Origin of the sequence: Salmonella sp. K21076 (assembly GCF_039650795.1) — a bacterium.
In the GTDB taxonomy this organism is placed as follows: domain Bacteria; phylum Pseudomonadota; class Gammaproteobacteria; order Enterobacterales; family Enterobacteriaceae; genus Salmonella; species Salmonella enterica.
The window spans coordinates 131,832-147,048 of record NZ_JBCLYA010000046.1; the positions used below are offsets into that span (position 1 = coordinate 131,832).

The 15,217-nt window shown below is 54.4% G+C and carries 14 protein-coding genes; 7 read left to right on the forward strand and 7 right to left on the reverse strand.

What is annotated here, in order from left to right; genetic code table 11:
• Positions 1–53: 53 nt before the first annotated feature.
• Both AAYN39_RS14560 and glxK read left to right on the forward strand, forming a co-directional pair.
• Positions 54–1,352 (forward strand): uracil/xanthine transporter, encoded by a 1,299-nt coding sequence (locus tag AAYN39_RS14560; RefSeq protein ID WP_000484506.1) that lies wholly within the window; start codon positions 54–56, stop codon positions 1,350–1,352.
• Between the two features lie 22 nt (positions 1,353–1,374).
• Positions 1,375–2,523, forward strand: a complete 1,149-nt coding sequence (gene glxK, locus AAYN39_RS14565; RefSeq protein ID WP_000706333.1) for a glycerate 3-kinase — start codon at positions 1,375–1,377, stop codon at positions 2,521–2,523.
• Positions 2,524–2,601: 78 nt separating this feature from the next.
• Here glxK and allE read toward each other — a convergent pair whose 3' ends face one another.
• From allE to allD, 3 genes are read right to left on the reverse strand one after another with little or no spacing between them, the layout of a single operon-like run.
• Positions 2,602–3,387, reverse strand: coding sequence for a (S)-ureidoglycine aminohydrolase (gene allE, locus AAYN39_RS14570; RefSeq protein WP_000540981.1), 786 nt, complete (start codon positions 3,385–3,387; stop codon positions 2,602–2,604).
• 10 nt (positions 3,388–3,397) lie between these two features.
• Positions 3,398–4,633 carry an allantoate deiminase gene (gene allC / locus AAYN39_RS14575; RefSeq protein WP_000589772.1) on the reverse strand — a complete coding sequence of 412 codons (1,236 nt, stop codon included), beginning with the start codon at positions 4,631–4,633 and terminating at the stop codon, positions 3,398–3,400.
• Between the two features lie 21 nt (positions 4,634–4,654).
• On the reverse strand, positions 4,655–5,704 hold the full coding sequence (gene allD, locus AAYN39_RS14580; RefSeq protein WP_000703940.1) for an ureidoglycolate dehydrogenase: 1,050 nt from the start codon (positions 5,702–5,704) through the stop codon (positions 4,655–4,657).
• A 315-nt stretch (positions 5,705–6,019) separates the two neighbouring features.
• Here allD and AAYN39_RS14585 point away from each other — a divergent pair, with 315 nt between their 5' ends.
• Genes AAYN39_RS14585 through AAYN39_RS14600 form a run of 4 tightly spaced genes read left to right on the forward strand, consistent with a single transcriptional unit; the run spans position 6,020 to position 10,671 of the window.
• Entirely contained in the window at positions 6,020–7,684 is a 1,665-nt protein-coding gene (locus AAYN39_RS14585) for an acyl-CoA synthetase FdrA (protein ID WP_000580919.1), read from the forward strand.
• Positions 7,685–7,693: 9 nt separating this feature from the next.
• Positions 7,694–8,953 carry a DUF1116 domain-containing protein gene (locus AAYN39_RS14590; RefSeq protein ID WP_024131192.1) on the forward strand — a complete coding sequence of 420 codons (1,260 nt, stop codon included), beginning with the start codon at positions 7,694–7,696 and terminating at the stop codon, positions 8,951–8,953.
• An 11-nt stretch (positions 8,954–8,964) separates the two neighbouring features.
• Entirely contained in the window at positions 8,965–9,774 is an 810-nt protein-coding gene (locus AAYN39_RS14595) for a DUF2877 domain-containing protein (protein ID WP_000821188.1), read from the forward strand.
• Positions 9,775–9,777: 3 nt separating this feature from the next.
• The gene (locus tag AAYN39_RS14600; protein WP_000855341.1) at positions 9,778–10,671 is read left to right on the forward strand and encodes a carbamate kinase; all 894 of its coding nucleotides are present in this window, start codon (positions 9,778–9,780) and stop codon (positions 10,669–10,671) included.
• Between the two features lie 40 nt (positions 10,672–10,711).
• On the opposite strand, the gene purK is transcribed toward AAYN39_RS14600, so the two are convergent.
• The 4 genes from purK to ppiB all read right to left on the reverse strand — a co-directional run bounded on the left by purK (position 10,712) and on the right by ppiB (position 13,622).
• Positions 10,712–11,779: a 5-(carboxyamino)imidazole ribonucleotide synthase gene (gene purK, locus AAYN39_RS14605; RefSeq protein ID WP_000815594.1), complete on the reverse strand. Its 1,068-nt coding sequence runs from the start codon at positions 11,777–11,779 to the stop codon at positions 10,712–10,714.
• Positions 11,776–12,285 carry a 5-(carboxyamino)imidazole ribonucleotide mutase gene (gene purE / locus AAYN39_RS14610; protein ID WP_000098739.1) on the reverse strand — a complete coding sequence of 170 codons (510 nt, stop codon included), beginning with the start codon at positions 12,283–12,285 and terminating at the stop codon, positions 11,776–11,778. The genes purK and purE overlap by 4 nt, the downstream gene beginning before the upstream one ends.
• A gap of 117 nt (positions 12,286–12,402) precedes the next feature.
• Positions 12,403–13,125, reverse strand: a complete 723-nt coding sequence (lpxH, locus tag AAYN39_RS14615) for a UDP-2,3-diacylglucosamine diphosphatase (RefSeq protein WP_000212291.1) — start codon at positions 13,123–13,125, stop codon at positions 12,403–12,405.
• A 2-nt stretch (positions 13,126–13,127) separates the two neighbouring features.
• Entirely contained in the window at positions 13,128–13,622 is a 495-nt protein-coding gene (ppiB, locus tag AAYN39_RS14620) for a peptidylprolyl isomerase B (RefSeq protein ID WP_000255991.1), read from the reverse strand.
• A 172-nt stretch (positions 13,623–13,794) separates the two neighbouring features.
• On the opposite strand from ppiB, the gene cysS reads away from it, so the two are divergent.
• A complete protein-coding gene (cysS, locus tag AAYN39_RS14625; protein WP_000912377.1) occupies positions 13,795–15,180 on the forward strand; it encodes a cysteine--tRNA ligase in 1,386 nt (461 codons plus the stop codon).
• Positions 15,181–15,217 lie beyond the last annotated feature (37 nt).

Below are 15,217 nucleotides of genomic sequence, written 5' to 3' on the forward strand. Positions count from 1 at the left end.
TGTGATTTAATGCCCGTCGTCACGACGGGCATTCTCTATTTTAAGGTGTGGATATGTTCCCTGTTATTAACCGCGAAAGTGTATTGTCCGGCTTTCAGTGGTTTTTCTTTATTTTCTGTAACACGGTTGTGGTTCCCCCTACCTTGCTGTCCGCTTTTCATCTTCCCGCTGATAACCTGTTAATGCTCACACAATACGCTTTTCTGACCACCGCGTTGGCCTGCCTGGTTCAGGCATTTTGCGGCCATCGCCGCGCCATTATGGAAGGGCCGACAGGGTTGTGGTGGGGCGCTATACTTACGATTACGCTTGGCGAGGCGTCTCGCGGCACGCCGCTGAACGATATCGCCTCCAGCCTGTCGGTCGGGATCGCGATCTCCGCGATGGTGACGATATTTATCGGCATTAGCGGCTTAGGACACCGTCTGGCTCGCCTGTTTACGCCGGCGGTAATGGTTTTTTTCATGCTGCTTTTGGGCGCGCAGCTGACCTCAATATTTTTTAAAGGCATGCTGGGGCTGCCTTTTGGCATTGCCGATACCAGCGCCAGAATCAAATTGGCCCCCTTTGGGCTGGCGGTCGCGGTGATGTGTTTTATCCTCGCGATGATTATTTTCTTGCAGCAGCGTATCTCCCGTTACGCGTTACTGGTAGGGACCGTGGTCGGGTGGGGGCTATGGCGGTTATGCTTTCCTTCGTCACACTTACCGCCGGGTGAATTAAGCTGGCGATGGTTTCCGCTGGGCAGCCACGGCACGCTGATGCCGGGTATTATTGTGACGGCGGTGATGACGGGGTTAGTCAACATCAGCAACACTTACGGCGCTATCCGCGGTACCGATATCTTTTATCCGCATCAAGGGTCGGGCAGTTCTCGTTATCGCCGAAGCTTTATGATTTCCGGACTGATGACGTTAGTGACGGTGCCTTTTGCGGTCGTGCCTTTTTCGCCTTTTGTATCTTCCATTGGTTTATTAACGCAAACCGGCGACAGTTCTCGCAAATCCTTTATCTGCGGTAGCGCGCTGTGTCTGCTGGTTGCCATTATAACGCCGTTAACCCGCTTATTTTGCGCTATTCCACTGGCGATCAGCAGCGCCGTTATGCTGGTCTCTTATTTACCTTTACTTTATTCCGGTTTGGTTTTTAGCCAGCAAATTACGTTTACCGCGCGGAATATTTATCGCCTGGCGTTACCGCTTTTTGTCGGCATTTTTTTGATGGGGCTTCCTCCGGTCTATTTACAGGATCTTCCACTGATGATTCGTCCTCTGCTTAGTAACGGATTACTGGTGGGAATCCTACTGGCAGTGCTTATGGAAAATCTTATTCCGTGGGAACGCATTAAATAACGTGAGAAAACAAGGAGACATAATGAAGATTGTAATTGCGCCAGATTCATTTAAAGAGAGCTTAAGCGCTGATAAATGCTGTCAGGCTATTAAAGCGGGATTTTCAACCGTATTTCCGGATGCGCGCTATGTTTGTTTACCGATCGCCGATGGTGGAGAAGGAACCGTGGATGCGATGGTGGCTGCGACCGGCGGGAAACGGGTTTCTGTGGACGTTAGCGGGCCGATGGGGGAAAAAGTAAACGGATTTTATGGCCTGACCGGCGACGGCAAAACGGCGATTATTGAAATGGCGGCGGCGAGCGGATTGATGCTGGTGGCGCCCGAGGCGCGTAATCCGCTGCGGGCATCCAGTTTCGGCACAGGCGAATTGATTCGTCACGCCCTGGACGCGGGAATTCGCCATATTATTCTGGGTATCGGCGGCAGCGCCACGGTGGATGGCGGAATGGGAGTAGCGCAGGCGCTCGGTGTGCGTTTTCTGGACGCGCAGGGAACGCCGCTTGGCGCCGAAGGGGGCAATTTATCGCGCCTGGCGAGCATTGACCTGCAGGGGCGCGATCCGCGAATTTCAGAGTGTCGTATTGAGGTCGCCTGTGATGTTGATAACCCGTTGGTGGGGCCACGCGGCGCGGCGGCGGTATTCGGTCCGCAGAAAGGGGCGACGCCTGAAATGGTCGAGACGCTGGAAAATGGATTGCGTAATTATGCCCGTATTTTACATGCCCTGACCGGACGCGACATGTCTCAAATACCGGGCGGTGGAGCGGCCGGAGGAATGGGGATTGCCGCTATCGTCTTCCTGGAAGCGGAAATGAAGCCCGGTATTGAGATTGTTATGCAGGCGGTGAAGCTGGAGGAGGCGGTAAAAGAGGCCTCGCTGGTGATTACCGGAGAAGGGCGAATCGACTCGCAAACGGCGGGAGGAAAAGCGCCGATAGGCGTCGCATCAGTGGCGAAACGGCATCATGTCCCGGTTATCGGCATTGCCGGCGTATTGGGCGACGGCGTGGAAGTGGTCCATCGTCACGGTATTGATGCAGTATTCAGTATTTTGCCGCGGCTGGCGCCTTTGCCGGAGGTTCTGGCGAACGGTGAACAAAATCTCTACCACAGCGCCTGTAATATTGCCCGCGTCATCAAACTTGGCCAGGACATCGGGACTCGTTAAGTATAAAAAAATCCACGGTTCTCACCGTGGCAAAATCCAACATAGCTAAATAAAAATAATCAGGAGGGCTGCCCGCCGTTAAATCATAACGTCGCGGTTACAGTCTTTGGAGTAGATGTAGCTGAATGCTTCGCCACGACCTACACCGTATCCGGCCTGCAGGGAATAAGCGCCCATGAAGATGTAGTCGCCTTTTTTCACCGGCACCCAGTTGTTGTCGAGGTTATAAACCCCCTGGCCGGAAAGGATATAAGCGCCATGTTCCTGGACGTGGGTTTCAATATAGCCGTGGCTGGCGCCCGGTTCGAACGACAGAATATGCATATTCATATCGAAGCCCAGCTCTTTAGGCAGGAAATCCAGCAGAATAACATCTTCCATGCCTTCATAATGAATACGCTCCAGCTGGCTGGCATTGCCGGAAACCAACCACGGGGCATGCCCCTCGACAGGAGTATAGCGGCGTTTATATAAAAATAGCTGGCTGTCTTCCGTTTGAGCGTTACTAAAGGTCATCATCTCCCCCGGTGGACAATAGAGGTAGCCGCCCTGAGTTAAAGAGAATGTTTTTCCTTCTGCTTTAGCTTCAATATTTCCCGCAATGACATAGAGAAAAGTTTCAATCCCCTCGCCGCCAAAGCCCTGCTGGTTGCCGCCATTCTGATGTAAGGTGACCAGGTAATCGACGAAAGAAGCACCCAGCTTCGGCGTCGAAAGGATGGTGACGTCACAGTTTTCAAAGCCGGGAATAATATTTTTCACCAGACCGTCCGGCGTTAAGAGCGCATAGTTACCGTGTTTCACAATGGCGCGGTTCGCCAGTAAATCATCGCGGTAACCCGTGACGTTATTCAGATATCCCATTGATGGCTCCTTATTTTTGCCAGGCAAGTTGATGAAGCATTAATGCCAGAGTTTTGACCCCTTCAGCAAGGTCATTAATGTTGGTACGTTCCGCCGGGTTATGGCTGATACCATTAATGCTGGGGACGAAAATCATACAGGTAGGGACGCGCGGCGCGAAAATTTGCGCGTCATGACCTGCGCCGCTATGCATTATGCGATAGTTCAGTTGTTCGGTTTCACACAGCCTGGTGAGGGCCGCGACCAGTTCGGCGTTCATCGGCACCGGCGCTTCGTCCATCCACAAATCGATATCGATGCTGATATCCATTTCATCGCAGATGGCGCGCATATTGTTTTCCAACTGTTCGGTAAATTCGCGAAGTACCGCGGCGTCCGTATGCCGGCAATCGATTGTAAATGTGGTTTTTCCAGGGACAACATTGACCGTATTCGGCTGCGGCTCAACTTTGCCGAACGTTAATACCAGGGGATCGCCATGCTGTTTGGCTTTTTCAATGGACTGACTGCAAATACGACTGAAGGCATGCACCGTATCGCGACGATAGCCCATTGGCGTTGTGCCTGCATGGTTGGACTCGCCGTTGAGCGTCACCGTGTAGCGACGTTGCCCGACGATGGCGTTGACGACGCCAATCGACTGTCCGTTGCTCTCCAGAACGCAGCCTTGCTCAATATGCAATTCAACAAAGGCGCGGATATCGGTTCGCGCAGCGAGCGGCGCGGCGGGAAGGGTAAATCCGCACGCCTGCATAGCGTCGACAACGCCTGTGCCTTTGGCGTCCTGGATATAGCGTACCTCTTCAGGATTCGCCAGGCCAAAAATGTTCTTGCTGCCCCAAAAAACGTAAGGGAAACGGCTGCCTTCTTCCTCTGCCATTGACACTACTTCGACGGTGCGCAGCGGCGCGCCGTAGGTCGCTTTTAGCCAGTCGAGCGCCAGCCAGGCGGCAAGCGCGCCGAATTGTCCGTCCAGATTGCCGCCGTTGACGACCGTATCAATATGCGAACCGCTTAAAATCACCTGCTCCGGAAATTGTGTGCCGCAAAGGCGGCCATATAAATTTCCGACGTCATCAAAGCGTGTTTCCAGACCGCTTTCTGCCATTCGCTTTTTAAATTGCTGCTGTGTTTCCAGCCACTCAGGCGAATAAAGTAAACGCGTCATTCCACCCGTAGGATCGGCTCCAATGGAAGAGAGCCAGGGCAATGTTTCTTCTATCGCGTGGCGAAAATGCTTTATCATAGAAAATTCCTGTTTCAATAATTATTGGGCAAAGGGATTTTTTGTTTCGTATGACTTGAGATAGAGGGCATCGGAAATCAGATATTGATAAATATCATCAACAATATCGATACCATTCATATCGGCATTTTTCTGTTTAATATCCTGATCCTGTCCAGGATAATAAACCTGTTTAAAACCGGGAGCGGGCTTCACGGAATTGAGTTCCTGCATAGTCTGACTAATATGTTTGCGGAATAATTCACAGGAAGAAAAGAACGCCGGATTAATGACCAGATGAAGTTGTCCTAAATTGCGTCCGGCGTGTAAATCTTCATACATCGAACTGACCTGGCGACCAAACGGCAGCCCCAGCAGAATGCCGGACAAAATATCGATCATCATCATCAGGCCGTAACCTTTCGGGCCTGCGGCGGGTAATAACGCATTGACGGCAAAAGGATCATGTGTCGGCGCGCCGTTTTTATCGACGGCCCAACTCTCCGGAATGGACTCATTGCGAGACCGTGCATCGAGGACTTTTCCCCAGGCCTGCACGGTGGTGGCCATATCAAAGGTAATGATGTCATCGCCTTCGCTCGGCGCGGCAAAGGCCAGCGGATTAGTGCCATAGTAAATATCCGCCCCGCCAAACGGCACGACCATAGGATCGGACTGACAGATAGACAGACCAATCAGGCCTTCGCGAGCGGCCTGGCGGACGAAATAAGAGATGGCGCCGCTATGGCCCATTCTGCTAATGCCGACAACCGCGACGCCATTTTTTTTGGCTATTTCAATAGCATGCTCCATTCCCATTTTGGCTGCGACCTGTCCGGCAGCATTATCGGCATGCAGTATCGCCGTACAGGGACCGGTATTCTCAATGCGGAACGTCGGCTCCCGGTTGGTGCCGCCTTTTGAAATTCGTTCGGCATAATATTCAACGCGTACGGCGCCATGTGAGTGAATACCTCTGGCATCTGCATAAACCAGTACGTCGGCGACGATGGCGGCGTGCTCACGTTTTAGTCCGGCTTTATAAAGCTTATTTTCGATAAGCTGATGGAGTGTTTCCCGACTGATTTTCATCTGTCTTCCTTTTTAACGACGGTGTGAAGCATGACTGCGATTAACATACCGGGAAAATAAAATGATTATGTGATCCAGACAGGCAAAAAAATATAATTAGAATTTATTTGATAATCAGGCGGCTTTTATCTTTTTGCTTAAATAAAAAGCTTTTTTAGAAAATCATAACTAATCCTTTAGCCGTTGTTTGAATTCTTTTGTTAATAAATTTGATGTGACGTTAATCACTCTATTTACCCTCCCGGATATATACCGTGAAGCGCACATTAACACTGCTCGTGCAATTGCAATGGGTGCAATTATTAAGGAGTTGTTATGATCCACGCCTTTATTAAAAAAGGGTGTTTTCAGGACTCTGTCAGCTTAATGATTATTTCTCGAAAGCTGAGTGAGTCCGAAAATGTTGATGATGTATCGGTAATGATGGGTACGCCTGCGAATAAGTCGCTGCTGGAAACTACCGGTTTCTGGCATGACGATTTTCATGGCGCTACGCCCAATGACATTTGCGTGGCGATTCGTACCGAAGCGGTAGATGACGGCATTACGCAGGTGATTGTGCGACAGCTCGAAGAAGCATTGCAGCAGTTGGCGCAGGGAAGCAGCGGCAGCCAGTCGTTAATCCAGGTCAGACGCTGGGAAAGCGCCTGTCAGAAACTGCCAGAGGCGAATCTGGCGCTGGTATCGGTGGCCGGCGAATATGCGGCGGAACTGGCGGAGCAGGCGCTGGCTCGTTCGTTGAACGTGATGATCTTCTCCGATAATGTCACGCTGGACGACGAAATCAGACTAAAACGCCGGGCGCGTGATAAGGGACTGCTGGTCATGGGGCCAGATTGCGGCACCGCTATGATCGCCAATACGCCGCTGGCTTTCGCTAACGTCATGCCAGAGGGCAACATCGGGGTGATTGGCGCTTCCGGCACCGGTATTCAGGAGCTCTGTTCACAGATTGCGCTGGCGGGGGAAGGGATTACCCATGCCATCGGGCTTGGCGGACGCGATTTGAGCGCCGAGGTCGGCGGGATCAGCGCGCTAACGGCACTGGACATACTCAGCGCGGATGAAAAGAGCCAGGTGCTGGCCTTTGTCTCCAAACCGCCTGCTGATGCGGTTCGTCAGCATATTATCGCGGCGATGAAAGCCACCGGGAAACCCGTTGTAGCGCTGTTCTTAGGGTTTTCCTCTCCCGTTGCGCGTGAGGAAAACGTCTGGTTTGCCTCGACGCTGGATGAAGCTGCCCGACTGGCATGTTTATTGTCTCGCGTGACGTCGCAGCGTAAAGAAATGGTTTCAACAGGCGGCGTGATTCGTGGTCTCTATACCGGCGGAACGCTGGCGGCGGAAGCGGCGGGACTGCTGGCCGGCTATCTGGGCGTCGCGACGGATACGGAACATCACCATGGCATGATGCTTGACGCTGACGGCCACCAGATTATCGATCTGGGCGATGACTTTTATACCGTTGGGCGACCACATCCGATGATTGACCCGGCGTTACGTAATCAGCTTATCGCCGGGCTTGGCGCACAACCGCAGGTACGCGTGTTATTAGTGGACGTCGTTATTGGTTTTGGCGCGACCGCCGATCCCGCCGCATCGCTGATTCAGGCCTGGCAGAAGGCATGCGCCGCACGCGCCAGCGACCAGCCGCTGTTCGCCATCGCAACCGTCACCGGAACGGAACGCGATCCTCAGTGCCGCTCGCAACAAATCGCCGCGCTCGAAGATGCCGGCATCACGGTAGTGGATTCTCTTCCCGAAGCCACTCTGTTGGCCGCGGAACTGATTCGACCCACTCTCTCTTCTACTCATCCATCAGCTCCCCGGTTACTGGAAGCAGTAGCGGTGATTAATGCCGGGTTACGTAGCTTCGCGCTGGATTTACAGGCTGCCGGTATGCCCGTGGTGCACTACCAGTGGGCGCCTGTCGCTGGCGGTAATAAAAAACTGGCTCGTCTGTTAGAACGTTTGCAATAAGGGGTTCCCATATTTACATCAGTGGCGCAAGCCAACGCTGCAGTCATCGAACAAATTCGTCGCGCACGTCCGCACTGGCTGGATGTGAAGCCAGCTTCTTCATTAATTAGCGTACTCAATCAGGGGAAAACGCTTCTTCATGCCGGGCCGCCGATGCGCTGGCAAGAGATGACCGGCCCGATGAAAGGGGCCTGTATCGGCGCATGCCTGTTTGAAGGATGGGCCAAAGATGAAATGAGCGCGCTCGCGCTGTTAGAGCAGGGAAAGGTCAACTTTATTCCCTGCCATCACGTTAACGCCGTGGGGCCGATGGGCGGTATTACGTCAGCCAGTATGCCGATGCTGGTCGTGGAAAATATCACCGACGGCAATCGCGCGTACTGCAATCTCAACGAAGGGATCGGCAAAGTGATGCGTTTCGGCGCCTATGGCGAAGATGTTCAGCAACGTTTGCGCTGGATGCGCGATGTGCTGATGCCGGTATTAAGCGCGGCGCTGGGTCGTCTGGAGCGGGGGCTTGACCTGACCGCGATGATGGCGCAGGGCATTACGATGGGAGATGAATTCCACCAGCGCAATATCGCCTCTTCCGCATTGCTGATGCGCACGTTGGCGCCGCATATCGCCCGTCTGCAACACGATAAGCAGCAGATAGCGGAAGTGATGGATTTTCTGAGCGTCACCGATCAATTCTTCCTTAATCTGGCGATGGCCTACTGTAAAGCCGCCATGGACGCGGGCGCGCAGATTCGCGCCGGCAGTATTGTGACGGCGATGACCCGCAATGGCGATATGTTTGGCATTCGGGTTAGCGGTCTGGGCGACCGTTGGTTCACCGCGCCTGTTAATACGCCGCAGGGGCTATTTTTTACCGGTTTTTCGCAGGATCAGGCCAACCCGGACATGGGCGACAGCGCCATTACTGAAACGTTTGGTATTGGCGGCGCAGCGATGATTGCCGCGCCTGGCGTAACGCGTTTTGTCGGTGCCGGGGGAATGGAAGCGGCGAAATCTGTTTCTGAAGAGATGGCTGAAATTTATCTCGAACGCAACATGCAGCTACAAATCCCCGGCTGGGATTTTCAGGGGGCCTGTCTGGGACTGGATATCCGCCGCGTGGTCGAGACCGGAATTACGCCGCTGATTAACACGGGTATCGCGCATAAAGAGGCGGGAATTGGTCAGATTGGCGCGGGAACCGTCCGTGCGCCGCTGGCCTGTTTCGAGCAGGCGCTGGAAGCGCTGGCGGAAAGCATGGGCGTAAGTTAAGAGAGCGTCTCATGAAACGTATCCATCCTCTTATGGCAAGCCGACAATCGGCGGATTATCGGCAACCCTGGCAGATGTCAGGGGTATGGCGTCGCTCTATTAATTTTGTGGCGAAAAGCGGTGAGTTATTAACGCTTCACCGTCGGGGGAGCGGCTTCAGTCCAGGAGGGTGGATACTGCGCGGCGGCGATTTTGACGCCTTGCGTGATGTGCTCACCGATGGCGAAAAACCGCAGTTAACCGCTGCCGGTATTCAGATTGGCGAGTTTCTTTTATGCGAGCCGGAGAGGCGCTGTTCGCTGCGGGTTCCACGCTATCTTGCGTCGCCGCGCCTTAACGCGACGTACATGCAGCGTAGTGAGGAGACGGGACTGTTTGGGCCGTTAACCGTCGCCGCAGCTCAGCCTCTATGTCCGGAACTTCGCCAGTTTTGTCACTGCTTTCAGTCAGCGCTTGCAGGTGCTGCGACTGACTGGCGGCTATGGCTGGGTAAAGGGCCGGGCTTAACGCCCAGTCATGAGGACACGCTGACGGGAATGTTGCTGGCGGCCTGGTATTTTGGCGCCATAGATGAACGCGCCGGGCGTAATTTTTTTGCCCAATCCGGCAGCCTTGATCGGGCGACGACGCTCGTGAGCGTCAGCTATTTACGCTATGCGGCTATGGGGTATTTCGCGTCGCCTTTACTCCACTTTATTCATGCGCTGCGACGAGATGCTCGCACAGAAACGGCGATTGACGGACTGCTGGCGCTGGGGCACACCTCTGGCGCGGATACGCTGCTGGGGTTCTGGCTTGGACAACAAATAGTAAAAGGATAGGGAATGAAAACGTTGGTAGTTGCTCTTGGCGGCAACGCATTATTGCAGCGCGGAGAAGCGCTAACGGCAGAGAATCAATATCGCAATATTGCCGACGCGGTGCCTGCGCTGGCACGACTTGCCCGCTCGTATCGGCTGGCGATAGTACATGGCAACGGCCCCCAGGTCGGCCTGTTGGCTTTACAGAACCTTGCCTGGAAAGCCGTTGAGCCTTATCCGCTGGATGTGCTGGTGGCGGAAAGTCAGGGAATGATCGGCTATATGCTGGCGCAGCGTCTGGCGCTTGAACCCGATATGCCGCCGGTGACTGCGGTATTAACGCGAATAAAGGTATCGGCGGACGATCCTGCTTTTCTTGAACCGGAAAAGTTTATCGGTCCCGTTTATTCGCCAGAAGAGCAAATGGCGCTGGAAGCGACTTATGGCTGGCATATGAAACGTGATGGAAAATATCTGCGCCGTGTCGTCGCTTCCCCGGCGCCGCGTCAGATTATCGAAAGCACCGCTATTGAGTTATTGCTAAAAGAGGGCCATGTGGTGATTTGCAGCGGCGGTGGCGGGGTACCTGTTGCTGGCGAGGGCGAAGGGGTCGAGGCGGTGATAGATAAAGACCTGGCGGCGGCATTGCTGGCGGAGCAGATAGCGGCCGATGGTCTGATCATTTTGACGGATGCGGATGCGGTGTATGAACATTGGGGAACGCCGCAGCAGCGCGCTATTCGTCAGGCTTCGCCCGATGAGCTGGCGCCGTTTGCCAAAGCCGATGGCGCGATGGGACCGAAGGTGACCGCGGTAAGCGGGTATGTGAAGCGGTGCGGAAAGCCGGCATGGATTGGCGCGCTGTCGCGTATTGACGATACCCTGGCGGGCAGGGCGGGAACCTGCATCTGTCTGTGATCGCGACGGGCGGCGACAGAGAATGCGCCGCCCACGCTGTTTATTTAAGCTTACTTTGCGCCCAGATAATGCCGCTGGCGTATTCGCCCGGCAGGAGCGGAGAGAGCGCTTCCAGGGTGGCGCTAAGACGTGACGTATCGCTGTCGGTCAGATTCAGATGGCCGACTTTTCGCCCCGGACGTACCGCTTTATCATACCAGTGCAGATGTACCAGCGGCAGCTTCAGCCAGTCGTAATTCAGCTCGCTGCCGATCAGATTGATCATCACCGACGGGGCGTTAATCACCGGCGCGGGCAACGGCAAGCCGGTAATCGCGCGCAAATGCAATTCAAACTGACTGATGCTGGCGCCATTTTGCGTCCAGTGTCCGCTGTTATGCACGCGCGGCGCCAGTTCATTGATTAACAGGCCTTCCGGCGTGATAAAACATTCCATCGCCATTACGCCGACGTAGTTCAACGCCTGCATAATTGCTGACAGCATCGATTCCGCCTGCTCCTGCTGTTCGGCGTTCGCCTGTGGGAACGCGACGCTGGTCCGCAAGATGCCGTCCTGATGCAAATTGTGCGTTAGCGGGTAAAACACGGTACTGCCGTCATGAGCGCGCGCGCCGACTAACGACACTTCGCCGGAAAAATGGATACCGCGCTCAACAATACATTCGCCATAGCAGTCATCCGGCAGTTGCCCGGTTTCGTCCGCGCGTAGACGCCACTGCCCGCGACCGTCGTAGCCGCCAACGCGACGCTTAATAATCGCCAGTTCGCCCAGACGGTCAAAGATGCCGGACCACTCGTCGGCGCTGGACAGCAGCTGCCACGGCGCGGTCGCGAGTCCCAGTTTATCGAAAAGCTGTTTTTGTGTCAGACGGTCGGCGATGATCGGAAATACATCGCGATTGACGAAGGCCGGGTGGCGCGCCAGCTCGCGGGTAAGCGCGGTTTCCGGCCAGCGCTCAATCTCTGCGGTAATGACGCTCTGCTGTACCGGCACGGCGGTAGGCTCTGCATCCAGACCAACCGGCCAGACGGCGATACCCAGCGGTTCGCCCGCCTGGCGCAGCATTCGGCCCAGTTGCCCGTTGCCGAGAACGCAAACTTGCTTCATAGCGTCCCCCGCGGATCGGGATTTTCCAGAACCTCATCGGTTTGTGCTTTGCGCCAGTCGGCGATGCGCCGATGCAGCGCGCTATCATGCGTAGCCAAAATTTGCGCTGCCAGCAGTGCGGCGTTCGCCGCCCCGGCTTTACCGATCGCCAGCGTACCCACCGGAATGCCGCGCGGCATCTGCACGATGGAGTAGAGGCTATCCACGCCGCTGAGCGCAGCGCTTTGTACCGGCACGCCGAGTACCGGGACCAGCGTTTTTGCCGCAATCATTCCCGGCAGGTGTGCCGCGCCGCCCGCGCCGGCAATAATCACTTGATATCCGTTCTCTTCCGCCGTTTCGGCGAAGCTGAACAGTTTATCGGGGGTGCGATGGGCGGAAACCACTTCTACATGGTGCGGGACATCCAGAATTTCAAAAATTTCGGCGGCGAATTGCATGGTAGCCCAGTCGCTTTTGGACCCCATCACGATGGCGACACGCGCCGGATTATTGCGGGAAGACATGCGTCTTAAAACTCCTGTGGTGCGGGACACGCTGCTTTTGAGGTGTCAGAGAATAGCATGATAATCAGGCAAGGAAAACGGTTGCGTGTGCGCCGTAACGGACGATTCGACGAACATTTACAGGGGGAAGGCGATTAACTCCACGTTATCCGGCGTGACTTTTACCATTGAACCTTCATGATGCCATGCGCCTAACACCACGCGGAACGCGGGCTGGCCGTTGGCGGAAAGTTCATGCACCGCCGGGCGGTGGGTGTGACCGTGAATCAGCCACTGTACGCGGTGTTTTTCCATTTCGGCGACGACGGTCTGCGCATTGACGTCCATAATATCCAGCGATTTGCTGCTGTTGGCGGCTTTACTGCCGGCGCGCATTCTGGCGGCGATACGGCGGCGGATAAACAGCGGCAGGGTAAGGAACGGCCGTTGAACCCACGGATTATGGACTTTGGCGCGAAACGCCTGATATCCGGCATCATCGGTACAGAGCGTATCGCCGTGCATAATCAACACATTGCGGCCATACAGGTCGAGCACTTTTTCCTGCGGTAGTAGCGTCATGCCGCTTTCGCGGGCAAAGCGTTTGCCAATCAGGAAGTCGCGATTACCATGAATAAAGAAGCAAGGGACGCCGGAATCAACCAGCGATTTAATGGCAACGGCCATTTCACGATGTAGCGGGTTGGGGTCGTCGTCGCCAATCCAAGCCTCGAAGAGATCGCCAAGAATATACAGCGCGTCGGCCTGACGGGCTTCTACGGCTAAAAAACGCAGAAAACCGGCGACGATCGCCGGTTCTTCCGTTTGCAGATGCAAGTCTGCAATAAACAGTGTCGCCACGATTACTCGCTGACGGTCACGTTTTCAATGATGACGTCTTCTTTTGGTACGTCCTGGTGCATACCGCTACGGCCAGTGGCGACGCCTTTGATTTTATCTACCACGTCCATACCTTCTACGACTTCCGCAAAGACGCAGTAGCCCCAGCCCTGCAGACTTTCGCCGGAGAAGTTCAGGAAGTCGTTGTCTGCCACGTTGATGAAGAATTGCGCGGTAGCCGAATGTGGTGCCTGAGTACGCGCCATCGCCAGCGTACCACGGGTATTTTTCAGACCATTGTTGGCTTCGTTTTTGATCGCCTCTTTGGTGGCTTTCTGTTTCATGCCCGGCTCAAAGCCGCCGCCCTGAATCATAAAACCGTTAATCACACGGTGGAAAATGGTGTTGTTGTAAAAACCTTCGCGGCAGTAGTCCAGGAAGTTTTTAACTGTTTCAGGCGCTTTATCATCAAAGGTTTTGATTACGATATCGCCGTGATTAGTGTGGAAAGTAACCATTTTTGCATCCTGTTCCAAGAGAGTGGTGCTTTAGCCCGCAATGGGGCACATATAGGGGCTTGTTATAGCATAATCGTAAGCTGCGATCACCTTGCAAAGTGTGCTGCTTCAAGGTTGAATTATGAGTATTATACACACCTAATTACCCACACACGTCTATACGGAATCTTCGATGTTAAAAATTTTTAATACACTGACGCGCCAAAAAGAGGAATTCAAACCCATTCATGCCGGGGAAGTCGGCATGTACGTGTGTGGTATCACCGTTTACGATCTCTGCCACATTGGCCACGGACGCACGTTTGTCGCTTTTGACGTTGTCGCGCGCTATTTGCGTTTTCTCGGTTATAAGCTGAAGTATGTGCGTAACATTACCGATATCGACGATAAAATTATTAAACGCGCCAATGAAAACGGCGAAAGTTTTGTCGCGCTGGTCGACAGAATGATTGCGGAAATGCATCAGGACTTCGACGCGCTGAATATTCTGCGTCCGGACAGCGAGCCGCGTGCGACGCACCATATTCAGGAAATTATCGAGCTCACCCGCACCTTAATCGAGAAAGGGCACGCCTATGTGGCGGATAACGGCGATGTGATGTTTGATGTACCGACCGATCCGACTTATGGGCAGCTTTCCCGTCAGGATCTTGAGCAGCTTCAGGCGGGCGCGCGCGTGGATGTCGTTGACGTGAAGCGTAACCCGATGGACTTCGTGCTGTGGAAAATGTCGAAAGAGGGCGAGCCGAGCTGGCCGTCGCCGTGGGGCGAAGGGCGTCCGGGCTGGCACATTGAATGTTCGGCGATGAACTGTAAGCAGTTGGGCAACCATTTTGATATTCACGGCGGCGGTTCCGATCTGATGTTCCCGCACCATGAAAACGAGATTGCCCAGTCTACCTGCGCGCATGACGGCGAATACGTCAACTACTGGATGCACTCCGGTATGGTGATGGTGGATCGCGAGAAGATGTCCAAATCGCTGGGCAACTTCTTTACCGTGCGCGACGTGCTGAAATACTACGATGCGGAAACCGTGCGCTACTTCCTGATGTCCGGGCATTACCGTAGCCAACTGAACTACAGCGAAGAGAACCTCAAGCAGGCGCGCGCCTCGCTGGAGCGGTTATACACTGCATTGCGTGGAACGGATAAATCAGCGGCCCCGGCGGGCGGCGAAGCGTTTGAAGCGCGTTTCGTGGAGGCGATGAATGACGATTTCAATACGCCGGAAGCCTACTCCGTCCTGTTTGACATGGCGCGTGAAGTCAACCGTCTGAAGGGCGAAGATATGACCGCCGCGAATGCGATGGCGTCTCATCTGCGGAAGATTTCCGGCGTGCTGGGACTGCTGGAGCAGGAGCCGGATGTTTTCCTGCAAAGCGGCGCGCAGGCGGATGACGGTGAAGTTGCGGAAATTGAAGCCTTGATTCAACAGCGTCTGGATGCCCGTAAAGCGAAAGACTGGGCGGCGGCGGACGCGGCGCGCGATCGTCTCACTGAAATGGGTATTATTCTGGAAGATGGCCCGCAGGGCACCACCTGGCGACGTAAGTAATTGCCGTATTGCCGGATAAGACGCAGGGCGTCTTATC

Excerpts from the sequence above, each read along its gene's own strand:
- AAYN39_RS14560 (WP_000484506.1), top strand. The coding sequence starts at position 54 with ATGTTCCCTGTTATTAACCGCGAAAGTGTATTGTCCGGCTTTCAGTGG.
- glxK (WP_000706333.1), top strand. The coding sequence starts at position 1,375 with ATGAAGATTGTAATTGCGCCAGATTCATTTAAAGAGAGCTTAAGCGCT.
- allE (WP_000540981.1), bottom strand. The coding sequence starts at position 3,387 with ATGGGATATCTGAATAACGTCACGGGTTACCGCGATGATTTACTGGCG.
- allC (WP_000589772.1), bottom strand. The coding sequence starts at position 4,633 with ATGATAAAGCATTTTCGCCACGCGATAGAAGAAACATTGCCCTGGCTC.
- allD (WP_000703940.1), bottom strand. The coding sequence starts at position 5,704 with ATGAAAATCAGTCGGGAAACACTCCATCAGCTTATCGAAAATAAGCTT.
- AAYN39_RS14585 (WP_000580919.1), top strand. The coding sequence starts at position 6,020 with ATGATCCACGCCTTTATTAAAAAAGGGTGTTTTCAGGACTCTGTCAGC.
- AAYN39_RS14595 (WP_000821188.1), top strand. The coding sequence starts at position 8,965 with ATGAAACGTATCCATCCTCTTATGGCAAGCCGACAATCGGCGGATTAT.
- AAYN39_RS14600 (WP_000855341.1), top strand. The coding sequence starts at position 9,778 with ATGAAAACGTTGGTAGTTGCTCTTGGCGGCAACGCATTATTGCAGCGC.
- purK (WP_000815594.1), bottom strand. The coding sequence starts at position 11,779 with ATGAAGCAAGTTTGCGTTCTCGGCAACGGGCAACTGGGCCGAATGCTG.
- purE (WP_000098739.1), bottom strand. The coding sequence starts at position 12,285 with ATGTCTTCCCGCAATAATCCGGCGCGTGTCGCCATCGTGATGGGGTCC.
- ppiB (WP_000255991.1), bottom strand. The coding sequence starts at position 13,622 with ATGGTTACTTTCCACACTAATCACGGCGATATCGTAATCAAAACCTTT.
- cysS (WP_000912377.1), top strand. The coding sequence starts at position 13,795 with ATGTTAAAAATTTTTAATACACTGACGCGCCAAAAAGAGGAATTCAAA.